A 17623-nucleotide genomic window follows, 5' to 3' on the forward strand; every position below is an offset into this window, starting at 1 on the left:
TGACCGCCTGGATGTGCCCGGTGAACCTGTCCCGACTCGACCTCAATCTGGTCGTCGCCCTGCGCGCCCTGCTGGAGGAGCGCAACGTCACGCGAGCCGGCGAGCGCGTCGGGCTGAGCCAGCCCGCGATGAGCGCGGCCCTGTCCCGGCTGCGCCGCCATTTCGACGACGAATTGCTCTCCCGCACCGGCAACAGCTACGAGCTCACCCCGCTCGGCACCGCCCTGCGCGACCGCAGCGCCACCGCGTGCGACCTGCTGGAACGCGTCTTCGCCAGCCAGGCCGACTTCGAACCGGCAGCCGAGACACGGGAGTTCACGCTGCTCTGCTCGGACTACGGCGCCGCCGTGTTCGGCTCCGCGCTGGCCCGCGCCCTGCACCAGGAGGCACCCGGCATCCGGCTCACCTTCCAGCACTCGACGCCGGCCGTGGTGGAGAACACCGCGACCGCGCTCAGCACCGCCGACGGACTGCTGCTGCCGCACGGCATCATCGACGGCTTCCCCGCGGTGGATCTGCATCAGGACCGCTGGCTGTGCATGGTCGCCGACGACAATCCCGAGGTCGCCGACGAACTTACCCTCGACCATCTCTCACGGCTGCCCTGGGCGGTCTACCAGCGGCCCTACGACGCTCCGGCCGCGCGTCAGCTCAGCATGATCGGGATCAGTCCGCGGGTCGAAGTCTCCGTGCAGACCTTCCAGTTGCTGCCGCACATGGTGGAGGGAACGCGCCGGATCGCGATGATCCAGGAGCGACTGGCCCGCCGGGCGGTGCGGGCGGCGGCGGTGCGGGTGCTGCCCTGCCCGTTCGAGGCCGTGCCGGTGCAGGAGGCCATGTGGTGGCATCCGGTGCACGCCCAGGACGCCGCGCACATCTGGCTGCGCCGGAAGGCGGCGGAGGTGGGGGCGACGTTGGTGGGGTGAGTGCGGGGTGGTTGTGGTGCGCGGTGGGGGTGGGTGCGGTGCCGGGTGGGGGCGGTGGTCGGGTGCGGGCGCGTCGTGGCTTGTCGCGCAGTTCCCCGCGCCCCTTCAGGGGGTTGCCGTCAGGTCGACCGGTTGTGTCCGGCGGCGGGTGGTTGCCCACAGGCCCGTCGCGACCAGCGCCGTGGCCAGGCCCAGGAGGCCCACCGCCGCCGCCAGGCTCCCGACCGCCGCCTCCCCGGCCAGCAGGACCAGTGGGCAGAGGAACTCTCCGCCGAAGAAGGCCGCCGTCCACAGTCCCGTCCCGCGGCCTCGGTCCTCGTACGCCAGGCGGGACATGGCGGTGGTCAGCAGGACCGGGAGCAGTATGCCCGTGCCGACGCAGTTGATCACCGCTCCGACGACCAGCAGTGGTGCGTTGCCCGCGAGGAACATCGCCCCGAAGCCGACCGCGCAGACGGCGAGGGCTGCGGGGAGTACCGGGTCGGGGGAGCGCTTGAGGCGGGCGAAGGCAAGGGCCCCGGCCGCGGTGGCGGCGCTGGCGATCGCGGTGGCCACACCGATCGCGCCGGAGTTCTCGACGCCCAGGTCGTCGAGCAGGTACGACATCTCCACCGGGACCGTGTAGAACACCATCGCGCCGAAGAAGGTGAGGGCGCACACGCCGGCCATCTGCCGTACGGGGAAGGGGCGTTGGGTGTCCGCCGGGGACGGGTCGGCGTGGGTCGCCGGGTCGGGCAGGAGCGTGGCCATCAGCGGGGCGAGCGCGAGGCTCACGGCATACACCCAGAAGGGCACGCGCCAGCCTGCCGAGCCGGCCGCACCACCGAGCACGAAGAAGACGGTGGCCGACGCGGAGGCGCACATCGTCTGCAGGGCGAGGTACTTCACCCGCCGCCCACCCGTGTAGTAGTCGCCGATCAGGGTCGTGCAGCACGTCATGACGGCGGCCTCGGCGACCCCGACCAGGGCGCGGGAGGCGATGATGCCGCCGAGCGAGTCCAGCCAGAGCGGGGCGGTGCCGAAGACGGCGTAGAGCGAAGTGGCCACGACCAGCAGCGGTTTGCGGCCCAGCCGGTCCACGATCACCCCTGCGAAGGGGGCCAGCACCGCCAGCGCCAGTGCCGGGATCGTCAGGGCGAGCGGCACCAGCGCCTTGGCGCCCGGGACGGTCTCGAAGTGGTCCTGCATCTTCGGCAGCACCGGAGCGATGAGCACCGCCCCCAGGATCGGCAGACAGCTGCCCGCCATCAGCAGCGTGACCCGCAGGCGATGGGCGGGGCCCGACACCGGTACGGGTGGCATCGCGGCGGCGTCGACCGTCGGGGGCGAGGGCTGCGGCGGTACGGAACCGGGCATGGCGACTCCAGGGGCCGTGTACGGGAGCGGGCATGCCGAACAGAGGCGTCATCGACGCGCGGCATGCTGAGGACGGCCGCACGACCGGGGCTGGACCGGACAGCGGTGTGCGGGTAGGGACGACTATGGGGCGCGACCGGCCCCGTCGCCATCCTCCAGGCGATCCGAATCCCGTATCCGGCTCATCCACACGGTGGATGAGGTGGGGGCAGGTGTGGTTTGAAATGTCAACCACATGTTCCACTGCCGCGTCAGCGAAGCGTGGTGACCGCCGTGTGGTGGAGGACCTCCTCGGCGCGGTCCCATGACCAGCCGCTCTCGACCACGAGGGCCCGCCAGCCGGAGGGACCGAACCAGAACCACAGCAGGTCGGCCGTCTCCTGCACCGAGTGGGAGGGTGACGCGGACAGCGTGTGCAGATGGCGGGCGGCGGTGTCGAGGGCCTCACGGTAGGCCGCGGTCGCCCGCTCCCAGAGGGCCTCGCCGTCCTCGTGGACGGGGAGTGCCTTGCGGATGGCCTCGTGCACGGCGAACTGGTCCTCGTTGCCCACCCGCGTGCCATGGGCGAGCGCCTTGAGGACCGATTCGGGGGTGCGCAGCTGGAGCAGGTCCTTCATGGCCTGCTCGTGTCCGGAGGCCGAGACGCCGCGGTCCACGATCCGGTTCAGGATGTCGCTCTTGCTGCCGACGCTCGCGAAGACGGTCTTCGAGGCGACACCGGCCGCGGCGGCGATGTCGGCGACGGTCACCCGGCCGTAGCCGCGGTCGGCGAACAGTTCCGTGGCCCGGTCGAGGATCAGCGCGTGGGTCCGCGCGGCTGACTGCTCGCGCAGCGGGGAGACGTAGCGGCGCTTGGACGGCATGGCGCCATCGTACGGTGATGAATTCATTAGGCGTGCTGTAACCTCAATGCGTCGACCGCACACGCGGAGCGCCGAGCCGTCGAAAGGGATCAACGCAATGGGCATGGACGCCACCGAGCTGGCCCACGGCCTCTTCCGGGTTCTCGAGACCGGGGATCCGGCCCTCGCGGCGGAGGTCGTGCACGAGGAGTTCCGCAATCGCGAGTCGGCCGTGTCGCCCGCGGCCTGCGCGGTTCCCGGGCCGGCGGGGGTGCTCGCGTCGAGCGCGTGGATGCGCTCCGCCTTCGCCGACCTGCGCTTCCCAGTCCTCGCTGTCGCCCGCAACGACGGGCAGGTCTGGATACGGCTGCGCATGCAGGGCCGGCACACGGGGCCCTTCGTCCGCTTCCGGGACGGCGCACTCGACCAGGCCGTACCGCCGACCGGCCGGGCCGTCGACTTCGAGCAGATCCACGTCCTCGACGTACGCGACGGCAAGGTGGCCGGCCACGAGGCCGTGCGCGACGACATCGGCATGCTGGGTCAGCTGGGCGTCTTCCCGCCGTCCCCGGCGACCGCGCTGCGCATGGTCGCCTGGAAGGTGACCGGGAGGGCGGCGCGTGCCGCCGACCAGGTGTCGGCGGAGGCGGCGACGGCGGCTGCGCTGGTGCGGGGTGGTGGTCAGGGGGAGCGGGGCTGAGGACGGGCCGAGTGCGGCTGTGGCGATAACAGCCGCGACGGCGACAACCGCGGCTGCGGATGCGGCATTGGCGGTGTCCGGTCCCGCCGCCGTCCCGTCACTCCCGCATCCACGCCCTCGTCCCGAACGAAGCGCACGATCGGGCCGCCACCGAAGCCGCGCAGCGGAGTGCTTCGGTGAAGGTCTCCGGTGTGAGGCCGTGGGCCGCGGTGGTGGCGAGGCCGTGGGTGAGGGCGCCGTGCAGGAAGTCGCCGGCCCCCAGCGTGTCCGCCACCCGGACCGTCGGCACCTCGACCGTGCCGCCGTCGTCGGGGCCCGACCACACGATGGGCCGCCCTCCGCGGCTGACCGCCGACCAGGCGACTCCATGTCTCCGCAGGAACCGCAAGGTCTCCGGCACGGTGTCCACGCCCGGCGGACGGAAGTCGGCCGAGCAGACGGCCACGTCGATGTGCGGCAGCAGGTCCCGCGTGCCGTCCTTCCAGCTGCCCGCGTCCAGGACGGTCGTCCGGCCTGCGGCACGGGCGGCGCGGGCGGTGGCCAGGGCCAGCTCCATGTGATGGCCGTCGAACTCGACGATGTCGCAGGCCGCCACCCACGCGTCGAGGTCGCCGGGCGGCGTCAGCCGGTGGCCGACGGCGTTGGTGGAGGCGACGGCACGCTCCCCGCTGGACGCGGTCACCAGAATGGAGGACACGGCGGGCGGCTCAGGTGAGCCGGCCGCGAGATCCGTCACCGTCACGCCCAGCCCTTCGAGATCCGCGGTGGCCGCGCGTCCGAGGGGATGGGAGCCGACCGCGGTGAGCAGCCGGGCCGCACCCCCCAAGTGGCCGAACGCGGCCGCGGCGTTGGCCGCCGGGCCGCCCGCGGCGACGACCTGCTCACGAGCCGTCAGCTTCTCGTCGGCGGCCGGCACACGGTCCACGAGCTGGATGACGTCCAGCGTGCACAGGCCGACGAACAGCCCTACAGGGCGCCTCTTCCTCGCAGGCTCCACCCGCCGGCACCTCCTCCCGCCCCGACCTTCGGTCAGTGTACGAACCGACGGAAAAGACAACACGTCAGAGCCGGAATGCCTTCTTTGGGCGGTACTTGAGGTGCGCCCCGGAACACCGCGGGGTCAGATGGATTGCGTGCGAAGCTCCATAACTCCCCAGAATGGCCGCTCACGACTGCGCCTCGTCGCCGCCCTGGCCGGCCTCCTCCTGTCCCTGTCCGGACTGCCGGCCGCGCTCGCGAGAGCCGATGGCGTATCGCCCGAGCCCGAGCCCGTCCCCTCCTCCGCCCCTTCCCCCACCCCCGTCCCCGTGCGCGGCAGCGCGTACATGGGCATCGGGGTCCGCGCCCACGAGGCCCCCGGCACCGCGCCCGGCACCACCCCGGCCCTGCGGGTGAACCAGGCCGAAGGCGTCGACGTCGCCAGCTACCAGGGCGACGTCGCCTGGCCCACCCTCTGGAGCAGCGGCGTGCGATGGGCCTACGCGAAGGCCACCGAGGGCACCTACTACACCAACCCCTACTTCACCCAGCAGTACAACGGCCCCTACGGCGTCGGCATGGTCCGCGGCGCGTACCACTTCGCCACGCCGGACACCACCAGCGGCACCACGCAGGCCGACTACTTCCTCGCCCACGGGGGAGGGTGGACGGCCGACGGCAAGACCCTGCCCGGCGCGCTCGACATCGAGTGGAACCCCTACGGCGACGCCTGCTACGGCATGTCCAAGAGCGCCATGGTCACCTGGATCGGCGACTTCCTGAACCGCTACAAGGCGCGCACCCACCGCGACGCCGTCATCTACACGGCCACTGCCTGGTGGTCCGACTGCACGGGCAACTACAACGGGTTCGGTGCCACCAACCCTCTCTGGATCGCCCGCTACGCCTCCACCGCGGGAACGCTCCCCGCGGGCTGGAAGTCGTACACGATGTGGCAGTACACCTCGTCCGGTCCGAACGTCGGCGACCACGACCGCTTCTACGACACCGCGGACAAGCTCCAGAAGTTCGCGCTCGGCTGAGGTCCGATACATCGGATGAGCCGAGCAGCTCCATCGGCACTGTTGAGATGGGTGGGAGGCCCTGAACCCGCTTCCTGCTCAGCCTAGTTCAGCGCATCTTCGCGCAGTGTCAGTTCTGTCGCCGTCGTTGACAGAGGTGCGCAGGATGCTTACGTTCCCCCAGACACCCGATGTATCGATGATCCGTCAGGTCTGGGAGGACGACGATGACCTCGTCGCCGGGGAAACGCTCGCCGATACCGTTCAGGGCCGTGGTCGCCGTATTCTGCGCCGGGCTGGCGTCGACGCTCATGACGACCGGGCCCGCGCGGGCCGACCAGGACGCCGCGCCCAAGGAGCACGTCTGGTCCGTGTCCGGTCCCGGACGCGCCGCCACCGCGGACGCCGCCACCGCGGACGCCGCCACCGCACGCACCGCCACCGCACGCACCGCCATCGCGCGTGAACCACAGGCGCGGATATCCCTGGACGACACCACCGGGTCACTGAGCCTGACCGTGTCCCGTGGCGGCCGGACGGTGATCGAGCCGTCGCCGGTCGGCATCGTGACCGAACAGGCCGACTTCTCGCGGCAGTTGCACTTCCTGCACCGCCGCGACCGGGTGGTCGCCGAGCGGTACCGGGCGACGTCCGGCAAGCGTTCGGACCGCCGGGTCCTGATGAACGAGACCCGCCTGTCGTTCGCGACGGCCGCGGGCGCCCGGATGGACCTCGTCGTCCGTACGTCGGCGGACGGCGTCGCCTACCGGTACGTCCTGCCCGCCGCGCACGGCGACGTGCTCGGTGAGGCGTCGGCCTTCAACCTGCCGCCGGACGCGAGCGCGTGGCTCAGCACCTACCGGGTCGACAACGAGGGCCCGTTCAGTCGGTCGACGGCCGCCACGGCGCCCACCGGCGAGTACTCCGACCAGGCCCTGTTCGCCACCGGCGGCGGCTACACGCTGCTCGCCGAGTCCGACCTCACCGGCCGGTACTCCGGGGCCCGCCTCGCCCACGAGCAGGGCACCGGCACCTACCGCATCAAGCTCGCCGACGACCGGGTCCACACCGACGGCCCGCTCGCCACGCCCTGGCGGGCGCTGGTGACCGGTGACCTCGCCACCGTCACCCGCTCCACCTTCACCGACGACCTCGCCCCCGCCTCCAAGGTCGCCGACCCCTCGTGGATCCGCCCCGGCACCGTTCTGTGGACCTGGCTGGCCGGCGGCAGGGAGGCCGGGCAGAGCCTCGCGGCGCAGAAGGCCTACGTCGACTACGCCGCCGCACGGCACTGGCCCTACGAAGCCGTCGACGCCGGCTGGTACTTCAAGACCGACGCATGGGACACCACAGACCCCGACTGGCAGACCGACAGCTGGATGCCCCAACTCGTCGACTACGCACGCGAGAAGGGCGTCGGCATCGTCGTCTGGATCCACCAGCGCGACCTCGACACCCCCGAGGAGCGCGCGCGGTGGCTGCCCACCCTGGAGCGGTGGGGAGTGAAGGGCGTCAAGATCGACTTCATGAACTCCGAGGCGCAGTCCATGCTCCAGTGGTACGACGCCATCCTTCCGGAGACCGCCGCCCACCACCTCATGGTCGACTTCCACGGATCGACGATCCCCAAGGGCATCCAGCGCACCTGGCCCCAGGTCATGACCCTGGAGGGCGTCGGCGGCGAGGAGAAGCGGACGAACACCTCCGTCCACCTCACCACCCTGCCCTTCACCCGCAACGTCATCGGTTCCATGGACTTCACCCCGGGCGCGTTCCAGCGCGTCGGCCTGCGCCCCAACTCCGACGCCGCCGAGACCGGACTGGCGGTCGTCTACGAGTCGGGCCTGCAGATGCTCGCGGGCACCCCGGAGTCGTACGACGCCCGGCCGCTCGCCCGCGCCTTCTTCGAGCAGATCCCCGCCGCCTGGGACGACACCCGGCTGCTCGCCGGGGAGCCGGGCCAGGAGGCGGTGCTCGCACGCCGCAGCGGCGACCGCTGGTTCCTGGGCGCGGTGTACGCCGGCGCCGCCCGCACGGACCAGGTCCCGCTCTCCGTCGGCACGGGACGATGGCTGGTGGAGACGATCCAGGACGGCACCGGCGGACTCGTCCCCCATCGGCAGGTGCTGCGCGGCGGCGACACCTTGGGCGTCGACGTCGTCGCGGGCGGCGGCTTCGCCGGCATCGCCTGCCCATGGCACCCGGGCATCACCACCTGCTATCGGTGACACGGCAGTTGGCCACGTACGCCGTACGTCGCCGCCGCCGTCGTTCAACGACGGCGGCGGCGGTCGTACGAGTCCGCCCGGCGGCGGGCCTGCCGCGGATCAGACCGTACGGCTCCGGGACCGCAGCATCCGGCGCACGGCGTCCGACCGCTCGAGGAGTGTCTTGCGGACCACCGGGGCCGCGTCCTCGGCGGCGCGTCGGGCCGTGTCGACGTAGGCGTCGTCGATGCCGTGCTGCGGGAAGAGGCGGTTGGTGAAGACCATCGCCAGGATCATGCCGCCCTGGTCCAGGCGGGGAACCGCCTCCAGGTAGTGCTCGGCGTACGGGGCCAGAAGGGCCTCCTGGCCGGGGCGCCAGAACGCGGCCGTCACCTGGCCGACCGCGTGCACGGGCACGGCCCGCTCGACGGCGACCTTCCGCCAGACCTCCGCCTTGGCGTCCGCGTCGGGCCGGGCGGCCCGGACGGTGAGGGCGCGGATCCAGGCGTCGGGGTCGGGGTCGCGTGCCAGCAGACGGGCCGACTCGGCCGCGACGTCCCCGCCGAGCTCCGCCTCGCGGACCAGCGCGCGCCAGTGCAGGTCGACGTCGTCGCCCGCCTGTTCGCGCAGCCAGGCCAGATCGTCCGCGGTGGTCGCGGTACGGGCCAGCCCGCGCAGCGCCACCTGCCGGCGGCCCGCGTCGGCGGCGAGACGGCGGCACACGGCCGCCACCTCCGCGGTCAGGCCGGGGCGCTCGCCGGCCGGCGCCCACAGCTCGGCGATGTCGGAGGCGAGGGTCAGATACGGCTCGATCACCGCGTCGGACGACTCGACCGCCAGAATCCCGGTGACGCAGCGGCCGGCCTCCGCCGCCGAGGCCTCACCGGTCGTCAGCATGTCCCAGACGGTGGCGGCGGCCACGCCCCGCGAGATGGCGGTGGGCAGACGCGCGGCCGAGGAGAACAGGGCGTCCCTCGTGGCGGCGTCGGGGCGGGCGGTGGCGAAGGTGAGGTCGTCGTCGTTGATCAGCAGGACGTCCGCGCCGGCCGGGAGACCGGTGAGTTCGGTACGAGGCCGCGTCACCTCCACGCGCACCAGCGCCGTACGCTCCAGCGCCTCGCCGCTGTCGCGGTAGGCGCCCACGGCGAGCACCTGCGGCCGCGGAGCGCCGGCGGCCACCAGCGTGACCTGCCCGCCGTCGCGCTCGACGGTGAAGCGGTCGGTGCCGGCCGTCGCGAGCCACGCGGTGCGCCAGGTGTCCAGGTCCCGCCCGCCGGCCTTCGCGAGGGCGTCGATCAGGTCCTGGAGGGTGGTGTTGCCCCAGGCGTGCTGGGCGAAGTAGGCGGCCATGCCGGCCCGGAAGCGCTCCTCGCCCACGTACGTCATGAGCTGCTGGAGGACCGAGGCGCCCTTGGGATACGTGATGTTGTCGAAGATCGACGCGGCCTGGGCGACGTCGTGGATGGGCTGGTGGATCGGGTGCGAGGCCGGGCCCTGGTCGGCCAGGTACGCCTTGAGCTTGTCGCCGACCAGGTGGCCGGCCCAGGCGTCGGTGTACCGGGTGGCGCCCTCGGCGGCCCAGTGGCAGGCGAACTCCGCGAACGCCTCGTTCAGCCAGAGGTCGTCCCACCAGCGCATGGTGACGATGTTGCCGAACCACATGTGCGCCATCTCGTGCAGCAGCACCACGGCCAGCAGCTCCCGCTCGGCGGGCGTCGGCGTCGCCCGCTGCAGGAAGCCGTCCGACCACGTCACACAGCCGTAGTTCTCCATCGCGCCGCCGAACTCCGGCATGAACACCTGGTCGTACTTGCGCTGCGGGAACGGCATCGCGAAGGCCTCGGCGTAGAAGGCCAGACCCTGCTGGGTGAGGGTGAAGATCTCGTCGGCGTCGCGGTCGAGGACGTCCGCGAGGGAACGGCGGGCGAACAGGCCGAGATCGTGGCCGTCGGCCTCGCGGCGCAGCTCGTGGAAGGGGCCCGCGTTGACCACCGTGTTGTAGACGGCCAGCGGCGGAGTGTCGGGGAAGACCCAGCGACGGGCCGTGCCCAGGTCCTCGACGCGCGGGTCACCGGAGTTGCTCGTGACGATCCACGCGGACGGGGCCGTGACGGTGAACGCGTGCGGTGCCTTGAGGTCGGGCTGGTCGAAGCAGGCCCACACGAACCGCGCCTCGTCCGGCTCGAAGCTCGTCCACACGTAGACCTCGCCGTCCGCGGGGTCGACGGCCTTGTGCACGCCCTCGCCCGTGGCGGTGTCCGCCTGGACGCTCTCCACGCGTAGAACGTTGTGCTCGGCCAGGCCGGGCAGCGGAATACGGCCTTCGTCCGTGGCGGAGACCGCCTTCCCGTTCAGTGTCGCGGCGACCACCTGTGCCGCGCAGTCCACGAAGGTCTCCGCGCCCGGTTCGCGACAGGTGAAGGTCACGGTGGACACGCAACGCACCTCGGGACCGTCGGGCAGGCCCGTGAAGTCGATGTCCACGGCGTACCGCTCGACGGCCAGCAGCGCCGCCCGGCGCTCGGCCTCGGTGCGGGTCAGGCTTCGGATCCCCATGCGTTCTCCCTCGTCGGACAGCGGGCGCAAGCGTATGCCGGAGGGCGGCGGAGGGCGCAGGGATTTTCGAGGGCGCGTGTCCCGCAACCGCGATGCGCGCACAGGTGGCGAACTGGACTCGCCCCATGATCTGTCGCGTATGGCGGGGTTGGACCACGCCCGAGAACGCCGACGCCTACGAGCGCGTCGTCCGGGGGCAGGTGATCCCCGGGATCGAGGAGCGGCGCATCCCGGGCTTCCTCTCGATCGACCTGGTGCGGCGCGAGCGGGACGACGACGTGGAGTTCATGACCATCATGTGGTTCGAATCCCTCGACTCCGTCCGGTCGTTCATGGGTGAGGACTACGAGACGGCGCATGTGCCCGCGGAGGCGCGGGCGGTGCTCTCGGACTTCGACGAGCGATCGGCGCACTACGAGGTTCTGGACCACCGCGAGCAGCCGAACTGAGGGCGCGCGTCAGACCCCTGCCGGCAGGACGGCCCCCGTGGCGCACAGATGCCTGAGCGCCGCGGCGAAGGAATAGCAGTCGAAAAGCGCCGAATGCTCGTGCCCGGCCGCGGGTTTGGGGAGCCCCAGCGTCTGCCAGAGGCGCCCCGTGTTGGCGGTCGAGGTCACCGGCGCGACGGTGTTGATCCAGGGCCGGATGTTGAGGAAATGGGCACCCAGGTAGCCGTTCTCGACCGCCTCGCCGCGGGCACGCGCCCAGCCCACGTTCTCCCCGATCACGACCATGTCGTTGCCGGAGGAGAGCACGGACTGACCCCGGCAGAAGCCGAGGAACGCACCGAGGGCCTCGGCCGGGGCCATCCCGTCCCGGTCCACGGTCTCCTGGTCGATGCCGGTGAGCTCGGTGAAGAACGCGGACACTCGCGGATTGACCACGGGCCGCACCAGCGCCTCGAACTCCTCGGCCACGGAGAGGTCCTCGCGCAGGCGCAGCGCCCCGATCTGCACGATCTCCCGAAGCTGCCCCGCCGCCGACCAGTCCTGCTCGAGCGCCTCCGGCCATGTCGTGAATTCGAGATCGAACAGAACGAACGTACGCAAAACGGCTCACCTCTGGCTGGAATGTCAACTGCGCGCGCGACGGCTGCGGTTCATTCTTCCCTGACCAGGGTGGGAAGCGCGGGAATCGTCGCCGCGAGCCACGCGCCGGGCTCGGTGGTGAAGCGCGGGGCCGGCGTCGTCTCCCACCAGGAGCGGATCGCGGTGGTGCGCACCTGCTCGCGCGTTCGTCCGTCGACGTACTCGACCGGCCGCTCGCCCGTACGGCGCACGGTGACGCGGCCCCGCTTGCAGCCGTCGGGGTAGTCGTTCCAGTTCACACCCGCTTCGGACCACAGGAGTTCCTGCATGCCGTTCGTGGAGACGCCGTCGAGGCGCCGGTGGGAGAAGTGGGCCTGGGCCGCCATGCTGATGGAGTTGCGCACGGCGTCGCGCTGCCGCCACAGGAAGTAGTTCGCCACCTCGACCGGATCGGCGAGGGTGAACACCCGCGCGTCGAAGAGCGCGCGGCGCCCGGGCCGGCGTTCGTTGAGGACCGCCGTCGCCAACGAGGCGGAGACACTGAGCCACTTCGCCGCGACACCACCGAACCAGGGCTCGGTCTGCGCACTGGCGAAATCGGTCACGAGCAGACTGATCTCGTCGGACTGCGCATAGGCGAACACGGTCCCGGTGATCTCGGCACACAGCGCCGCGGCGGTCGCGTCCATGTCCCCCATGAACGCCTCGTCGAAGGGCTTCTCGGCGCCGCGCAGATAGGACGAGAAGGAGCGGCCGTCGACGCGGACGACGGTGTAGGTCCGCCGCGGCAGAACGGTGCGGTACGCGGCCTCATGACGCTTCATGCGGTCGCCCAGCGCGGTGCGGTCGCTCACGGGTGTCGCTCCTCTTCGGGATCTGGGCGCTCAGGGTAGGGGGACGGGGCGGGGTTCGGCGCGGGAAATATCGTGGAGGCGCGGGAAGAGCGGGCTCGTGGGCGGCAACAGGCCGCCTACGGGGGTCACTTGGTGCGTGATGCGGGCGGCGGCGCCGGGGATGAAGGAGCTCAGCTCGTCGGCGAGGACGCGGCATGCCGTGATCAGGGCGGCCAGGACCGAGTCGAGGCGTTCGGCGGCGCCGGCGTTGCCCTGCCGTTCGGCTCGGGCCAGTTCCCAGGGGCGGGTGTCGGCGATGCAGCGGTTCGCCTCCTCCACGACGGCCCACACGGCGTCGGCCGCACGGCGGAAGTCGTGGTCGGCCAGCGCGGCGTCGACCCGGCCGGGCGCCTTCCCGCACGCCTCGAGGAGAGGCGACACGGCGTACCGGTCGGTGCCGAGGGCGGGCGCCTTCCCGCCCCGGTATCGGTGGACCATCGTCGCGATGCGGTGGACGAGACTGCCCAGTCCGCCCGCGAAGTCCTGGTCGGCGCGGGCGAGGAGCCGGTCGAGGGTGAAGTCGGCGTCACCGACGCGCGGCACCTCGCGCAGCAGCCACCAGCGCACCGCGTCGGTGCCGTACGTGTCGGACAGGGCGACCGGATCGACCGTGGTCCCGCCGGACTTGCTGATCTTGCGGCCGTCGACGGCGAGGTAGTCGTGGACGAGGATGTCGGTGGGCAGCGGCAGCCCCGCCGACAGCAGGATCGCCGGCCAGCGGACGGCGTGGAAGTGGACAACGCCACTGCCGACCGGATGAGTTCGGCGGTCGCCGTGCACCCACCAACGCTCGTACGCCGGGTCCCCGGTGCCGTAGCCGAGGCTGGTGACGTAGTTGCCCAGCGCGTCCCACCAGACGTAGACGACCTGGCCGGGATCGCCGGGCACGGGGATGCCCCAGCCGCGGGCGCGCGTGTGGGAGCGGGAGACGGAGAAGTCGTGCAGTCCGCCGGAGATCAGGGCGAGGACCTCGTTGCGGCGGGCGGCCGGTTCGATGCGCAGGGTGCCGCGGGAGATCAGGTCGTGCAGGTCGTCGGCGTAACGGGAGAGCCGGAAGAACCAGTTCTCCTCCGCGACCCGTTCGGGCCGGGTGCCGTGTTCGGCGCAGCGTCTGCCGGGCAGTTCGTCCTCCGTGTAGAACTGCTCGCAGCCGACGCAGTACAGCCCCTCGTACTCCTTGCGGTACAAGTCGCCCGCCGCGGCGCACCGTTGCCACAGCCGTTCCACCCCGACCCGGTGGCGCGGATCGCGGCTGGTGCGGATGAAGTCGTCGAAGGACAGCGCCAGCGGGCCGCGCAGCGCCTCGAACGCCGCGGCGTTGCGGTCGACCAGCGTCCGCACGTCGACGCCCGCTGCCGCCGCGGCCAGGACGTTCTTGAGGGAGTTGTCGTCGGTCCCGCCGACCAGTCTCACCCGGTCACCGCGCCGCCGATGGTGCCGGGCCAGGGTGTCCGCCTGCACCAGTTCCAGGGCGAAGCCGAGGTGCGGGCGGGCGTTGACGTACGGGATGGTCGTGGTGATGTAGTGCCGTGATGCGGTCATGGCTCCTCCTGCCGGGCGGCGGGGCCAGGTCCGTACAACACGTCGGGGCCCCGTCCCCGGGGCCTCGGATGTCGATGTGCGTCCGCGCTCAGCAGCCCCGTGAGCGGGGCATCATGCGGTGCTGGGACGAAGGCGTGATCATGGAATCCATGGTAGCGACGGCCCCGCACGGCGGGCATCCGCTTTTCCCACGGCCCTTGAACGAACGGCCTGTTGAGCCAAACGGCTCGTTGAGCCGAACGGCCTGTTGAACCGGGCGGACCGTTGAACCGGTCGGCCGGCCGGGGTGATATCCGGTGGAGACGTGCGAGCGGGCGTGTCAGCCTGATCCGCATGTCCTCGACCACCGAGCAGCTGCTGCGGGAGCTGCATGCCTCCCTCGGTCAGCGCAAGCGCCCCGAGGACGTGGCCCAGTTGATCAACGACCTGCTCGACGCGACCCCGGGCGGGCTGGACCGGAAGACCCGCAGGGCCCTCGACAAGGCCACCCGGAACTCGCTGCGCCGGCTGTGGCACGGCTACACCTCGATGCTGGAGGACTTCGCCCGCCCCGTCGGCGCGCAGCGCCAACTGGCCCGCGCGGCCCAGCTGTTCGACACCGTGAGCGCGCTGCCCGCCGAGGCCGGTGACGACCCGGCGCGTGTCGAGGCGGTCATCCGGGCCGCGGGTGAGGAGATCCGCAAGGAGTACGGGCGCAGCGACTTCCTCGCCGACCGGCTCAACCGCGACGAGCGCGCCGGGGCGGGACTCGGCGACATCTCCAAGCGCCAGTACAACAAGCGGTTCCGGCTGCTGCGGCGCATGGAGGCCAAGCTCGCGCGCATCCTGGTCGAGCAGCGCAAGCGCCAGATCACGATGATCGGCAAGAGCGGACTCGCCTCGCGGCTGCCGTACGAGGAGTTCGCGGCCGACCCCGGCACGGCGGCGTTCGTCGCCTACCTGACCGCCCGGGCCAATCTGCGCGCCGAGTTCACCGTCCAGGGCCAGCAGCGTGCCTACGACGAGGTGGCCGACGCGCTGTTCCGGCGGCTCGACCCGGCTGCCGCGAACTGGTTCGCCATCGCGCAGGTGCACCCCACCGCCGAGGTGCTCAAGCAGGTGGACGACGAGCGGCGCGGGCTGCTGCTGGGCCGCTGGTACCGCATCCTGCTCGACGTGGCCGAGCAGATGGAGACGCTGTGGCGGAAGCAGTCCGTGGACCGTACGACGATGATCGTCGAGCGCGGCCAGGACTCCACCAGCTGGAATCAGGCGGCCCGGGCCTGGACCACGGCGCGCGCCAACTGGTTCGCCCTGCTGGAGGCGATGGGCGCGCAGAGCATCCTGGAGCGGCTGTGCCCCGGCAAGGTGGTGCTGCTCGTCGCGGCGGACGTGGCGGCGTGGCACCGTCAGTCGGGCGGCGGGCTGCATCCGGACACCGACGTGTGGGCCGAACTGCCGCTTCCCTGGCATGTGTTGCGCGGTGAGACGGAGTGCCCGCAGTGGCTTGTCGAGCAGGTGTGCCGGCGCCATGGGGTCGACCCGGAGCGCCGCGGCTGGACACGGGCCCGGCGGGTGGTGCACGCGGTGCCGTTCCGGGCCACGCCCGAGCTGGTGCACGGCGTGAGCGTCGCCGATCCGATGCTGGCGTCGCTGCTGCGGTCGGCGGGGGTCTTCTCCGGCAGACCGCTGCGGCCCGCGGCGACGGACATCCGTTGACCCTGGACATCCATTGACCGTGGACGTCCGTTGACCTTGGAAATCCGTTGACCTTCCCGCCCGGCGGTGGGGAGGATCGGGACTCGACGAGGTAGCTCAGTGGTGGAGCGGCCGGCTCTCAACCGGCTGGACGCAGGTTCGAGCCCTGCCCTCGTCGGCCGGCTCATGGACACCGGGAAGCTCTGCGGTGGAGCGCCCGGCTCGGGACCGGGTGGACGTAGGTTCGAATCCTGCCCCGGTGTCCATGGCCATGCGCATCGGCTCGGAAAGGACTTCGGCGGTGATGCGGAAAAGAACCTGGGCGGTGACGCGGAAGAAATCTCGGCGGTGATGTCGAGAACCGTGGGCCTGCTCCGTCCCCGCGGTGAACGCGACCACAATGGGTCGCACCAGCGAGGAGGAACACGATGGCGAAGTACCTGCTGCTCAAGCACTACCGCGGTGCCCCGGCCGCGGTGAACGACGTCCCCATGGCGCAGTGGACGCCGGAGGAGATCTCCGCCCACGTGCAGTACATGAACGACTTCGCGGCCAAACTCGAGAAGACCGGCGAGTTCGTCGACAGCAAGGCGCTCGCCCCCGAGGGCACCTTCGTCCGCTACGACGGCGAGGGGCGGCCGCCGGTCACCGACGGGCCGTTCGCCGAGACCAAGGACCTCATCGCCGGCTGGATGATCATCGACGTCGACAGCGAGGAGCGCGCCGTGGAGCTGGCCGGGGAGCTGTCGGCGGCGCCCGGGGCGGGCGGCAGGCCGATCCACGAGTGGCTGGAGCTGCGCCCGTTCCTGACCGCGTCGCACACCGTCGAGGAGTGTCCCTGCACGTGACGCAGATGAACGAGGCCCTGCACCGGAGCCTCACACCAAGCGTGCTCACCGTCCTCGTCCGCCGCGGAGCCGACTTCGCGGCGGCCGAGGACGCGGTGCAGGACGCCCTGGTCGAGGCGGTGCGCGTCTGGCCGGATGACCCGCCGCGGGATCCCAAGGGCTGGCTCATCACCGTGGCCTGGCGCAAGTTCCTCGACGCGACCCGCGCGGACTCCGCCCGCCGCAGACGCGAGGACCGCGTCGACGAGGAGCCGGAGCCCGGCCCGGCGTCCGGCGTGGACGACACGCTCCAGCTCTACTTCCTCTGCGCCCACCCTTCCCTCACCCCGTCGTCCGCGGTGGCGCTCACGCTGCGCGCGGTCGGCGGGCTGACCACCCGGCAGATCGCCCAGGCCTACCTGGTGCCCGAGGCGACCATGGCGCAGCGCATCAGCCGGGCCAAGCGCACCGTCTCCGGCGTGCGGTTCGAGCAGCCCGGCGACGTCGCCACCGTGCTGCGCGTCCTCTACCTGGTCTTCAACGAGGGCTACTCCGGCGACGTCGACCTGGTCGCCGAGGCCATCCGGCTCACCCGGCAGCTCGCCGCGGCGATCGACCACCCCGAGGTGGCGGGGCTGCTCGCCCTCATGCTGCTCCACCACGCCCGGCGCGCCGCCCGCACCGCGCCGGACGGCAGCCTGGTGCCGCTCGCCGAGCAGGACCGCGGCCGGTGGGACACGAACGCGATCGCCGAGGGCGTCGCGATCCTGCAGGCCGCGCTGGCCCGCGACCAGCTGGGCGAGTTCCAGGCACAGGCCGCCATCGCCGCCCTGCACGCCGACGCGCCCACCGCCGAGGAGACCGACTGGGTGCAGATCGTCGAGTGGTACGACGAGCTCGCCGGCCTCACCGGCAGCCCCGTCGTCCGCCTCAACCGCGCGGTCGCCGTCGGCGAGGCCGACGGACCGCGCGCCGGCCTGGCCGCGCTCGCGGAATTGGACGCCTCGCTGCCCCGATACACGGCGGTGGCGGCACACCTCCACGAGCGCGACGGCGACCTGGACACGGC

The 17623-nt window shown here is 71.9% G+C and carries 14 protein-coding genes, 2 tRNA genes and 1 pseudogene; 10 read left to right on the forward strand and 7 right to left on the reverse strand.

The window, feature by feature from the left end:
- The first annotated feature begins 20 nt into the window (after window positions 1-20).
- Complete coding sequence (locus tag ACFU97_RS25320; RefSeq protein ID WP_384260624.1) at window positions 21-926, forward strand: LysR family transcriptional regulator; 906 nt, start codon at window positions 21-23, stop codon at window positions 924-926.
- Window positions 927-1031: 105 nt separating this feature from the next.
- Here the strand turns inward: ACFU97_RS25320 and ACFU97_RS25325 are convergent, their stop codons facing one another.
- The gene (locus ACFU97_RS25325; protein ID WP_384260490.1) at window positions 1032-2282 is read right to left on the reverse strand and encodes an MFS transporter; all 1251 of its coding nucleotides are present in this window, start codon (window positions 2280-2282) and stop codon (window positions 1032-1034) included.
- Window positions 2283-2533: 251 nt separating this feature from the next.
- Window positions 2534-3145 (reverse strand): TetR/AcrR family transcriptional regulator, encoded by a 612-nt coding sequence (locus tag ACFU97_RS25330; protein WP_384260493.1) that lies wholly within the window; start codon window positions 3143-3145, stop codon window positions 2534-2536.
- Window positions 3146-3248: 103 nt separating this feature from the next.
- On the opposite strand from ACFU97_RS25330, the gene ACFU97_RS25335 reads away from it, so the two are divergent.
- Window positions 3249-3824, forward strand: a complete 576-nt coding sequence (locus ACFU97_RS25335; protein WP_384260495.1) for an ester cyclase — start codon at window positions 3249-3251, stop codon at window positions 3822-3824.
- Between the two features lie 97 nt (window positions 3825-3921).
- Here the strand turns inward: ACFU97_RS25335 and ACFU97_RS25340 are convergent, their stop codons facing one another.
- Window positions 3922-4821: a PfkB family carbohydrate kinase gene (locus ACFU97_RS25340; protein ID WP_384260498.1), complete on the reverse strand. Its 900-nt coding sequence runs from the start codon at window positions 4819-4821 to the stop codon at window positions 3922-3924.
- Between the two features lie 127 nt (window positions 4822-4948).
- Here ACFU97_RS25340 and ACFU97_RS25345 point away from each other — a divergent pair, with 127 nt between their 5' ends.
- Window positions 4949-5845: a lysozyme gene (locus tag ACFU97_RS25345; RefSeq protein ID WP_384260500.1), complete on the forward strand. Its 897-nt coding sequence runs from the start codon at window positions 4949-4951 to the stop codon at window positions 5843-5845.
- A gap of 206 nt (window positions 5846-6051) precedes the next feature.
- On the forward strand, window positions 6052-8052 hold the full coding sequence (locus ACFU97_RS25350; protein ID WP_384260502.1) for a glycoside hydrolase family 97 catalytic domain-containing protein: 2001 nt from the start codon (window positions 6052-6054) through the stop codon (window positions 8050-8052).
- A gap of 99 nt (window positions 8053-8151) precedes the next feature.
- Here the strand turns inward: ACFU97_RS25350 and pepN are convergent, their stop codons facing one another.
- Window positions 8152-10587, reverse strand: a complete 2436-nt coding sequence (pepN, locus tag ACFU97_RS25355) for an aminopeptidase N (protein WP_384260504.1) — start codon at window positions 10585-10587, stop codon at window positions 8152-8154.
- A gap of 125 nt (window positions 10588-10712) precedes the next feature.
- On the opposite strand from pepN, the gene ACFU97_RS25360 reads away from it, so the two are divergent.
- A complete protein-coding gene (locus tag ACFU97_RS25360) occupies window positions 10713-11036 on the forward strand; it encodes an antibiotic biosynthesis monooxygenase family protein (RefSeq protein ID WP_384260507.1) in 324 nt (107 codons plus the stop codon).
- A 9-nt stretch (window positions 11037-11045) separates the two neighbouring features.
- On the opposite strand, the gene ACFU97_RS25365 is transcribed toward ACFU97_RS25360, so the two are convergent.
- From ACFU97_RS25365 to metG, 3 genes are read right to left on the reverse strand one after another with little or no spacing between them, the layout of a single operon-like run.
- Entirely contained in the window at window positions 11046-11636 is a 591-nt protein-coding gene (locus tag ACFU97_RS25365; RefSeq protein ID WP_384260509.1) for an exonuclease domain-containing protein, read from the reverse strand.
- Between the two features lie 50 nt (window positions 11637-11686).
- The gene (locus tag ACFU97_RS25370; protein ID WP_384260512.1) at window positions 11687-12469 is read right to left on the reverse strand and encodes a tRNA(His) guanylyltransferase Thg1 family protein; all 783 of its coding nucleotides are present in this window, start codon (window positions 12467-12469) and stop codon (window positions 11687-11689) included.
- Between the two features lie 30 nt (window positions 12470-12499).
- Entirely contained in the window at window positions 12500-14050 is a 1551-nt protein-coding gene (metG, locus tag ACFU97_RS25375; protein ID WP_384260514.1) for a methionine--tRNA ligase, read from the reverse strand.
- A gap of 333 nt (window positions 14051-14383) precedes the next feature.
- Between metG and ACFU97_RS25380 the strand changes: the two genes are divergently transcribed.
- From ACFU97_RS25380 to ACFU97_RS25400, 5 genes and pseudogenes are all read left to right on the forward strand, one after another.
- Window positions 14384-15748 carry a hypothetical protein gene (locus ACFU97_RS25380; RefSeq protein ID WP_384260516.1) on the forward strand — a complete coding sequence of 455 codons (1365 nt, stop codon included), beginning with the start codon at window positions 14384-14386 and terminating at the stop codon, window positions 15746-15748.
- Between the two features lie 85 nt (window positions 15749-15833).
- Window positions 15834-15905: transfer RNA gene (locus ACFU97_RS25385), tRNA-Glu, on the forward strand.
- Window positions 15906-15918: 13 nt separating this feature from the next.
- A tRNA-Pro gene (locus ACFU97_RS25390) sits at window positions 15919-15993 on the forward strand.
- A gap of 162 nt (window positions 15994-16155) precedes the next feature.
- Window positions 16156-16575, forward strand: coding sequence for a YciI family protein (locus ACFU97_RS25395; protein ID WP_384260519.1), 420 nt, complete (start codon window positions 16156-16158; stop codon window positions 16573-16575).
- Between the two features lie 41 nt (window positions 16576-16616).
- A pseudogene (locus ACFU97_RS25400) lies at window positions 16617-17623 on the forward strand (RNA polymerase sigma factor); the annotation flags it as partial.

Source organism: Streptomyces sp. NPDC057616, from assembly GCF_042800575.1.
GTDB lineage: Bacteria > Actinomycetota > Actinomycetes > Streptomycetales > Streptomycetaceae > Streptomyces.

What these genes read in the sequence shown, in the direction of transcription:
- ACFU97_RS25325 (WP_384260490.1), bottom strand. Translation starts at nt 2,282, where the DNA reads ATGCCCGGTTCCGTACCGCCGCAGCCCTCGCCCCCGACGGTCGACGCC.
- ACFU97_RS25330 (WP_384260493.1), bottom strand. Translation starts at nt 3,145, where the DNA reads ATGCCGTCCAAGCGCCGCTACGTCTCCCCGCTGCGCGAGCAGTCAGCC.
- ACFU97_RS25335 (WP_384260495.1), top strand. Translation starts at nt 3,249, where the DNA reads ATGGACGCCACCGAGCTGGCCCACGGCCTCTTCCGGGTTCTCGAGACC.
- ACFU97_RS25345 (WP_384260500.1), top strand. Translation starts at nt 4,949, where the DNA reads ATGGATTGCGTGCGAAGCTCCATAACTCCCCAGAATGGCCGCTCACGA.
- ACFU97_RS25350 (WP_384260502.1), top strand. Translation starts at nt 6,052, where the DNA reads ATGACCTCGTCGCCGGGGAAACGCTCGCCGATACCGTTCAGGGCCGTG.
- pepN (WP_384260504.1), bottom strand. Translation starts at nt 10,587, where the DNA reads ATGGGGATCCGAAGCCTGACCCGCACCGAGGCCGAGCGCCGGGCGGCG.
- ACFU97_RS25360 (WP_384260507.1), top strand. Translation starts at nt 10,713, where the DNA reads ATGATCTGTCGCGTATGGCGGGGTTGGACCACGCCCGAGAACGCCGAC.
- metG (WP_384260514.1), bottom strand. Translation starts at nt 14,050, where the DNA reads ATGACCGCATCACGGCACTACATCACCACGACCATCCCGTACGTCAAC.
- ACFU97_RS25380 (WP_384260516.1), top strand. Translation starts at nt 14,384, where the DNA reads ATGTCCTCGACCACCGAGCAGCTGCTGCGGGAGCTGCATGCCTCCCTC.
- ACFU97_RS25395 (WP_384260519.1), top strand. Translation starts at nt 16,156, where the DNA reads ATGGCGAAGTACCTGCTGCTCAAGCACTACCGCGGTGCCCCGGCCGCG.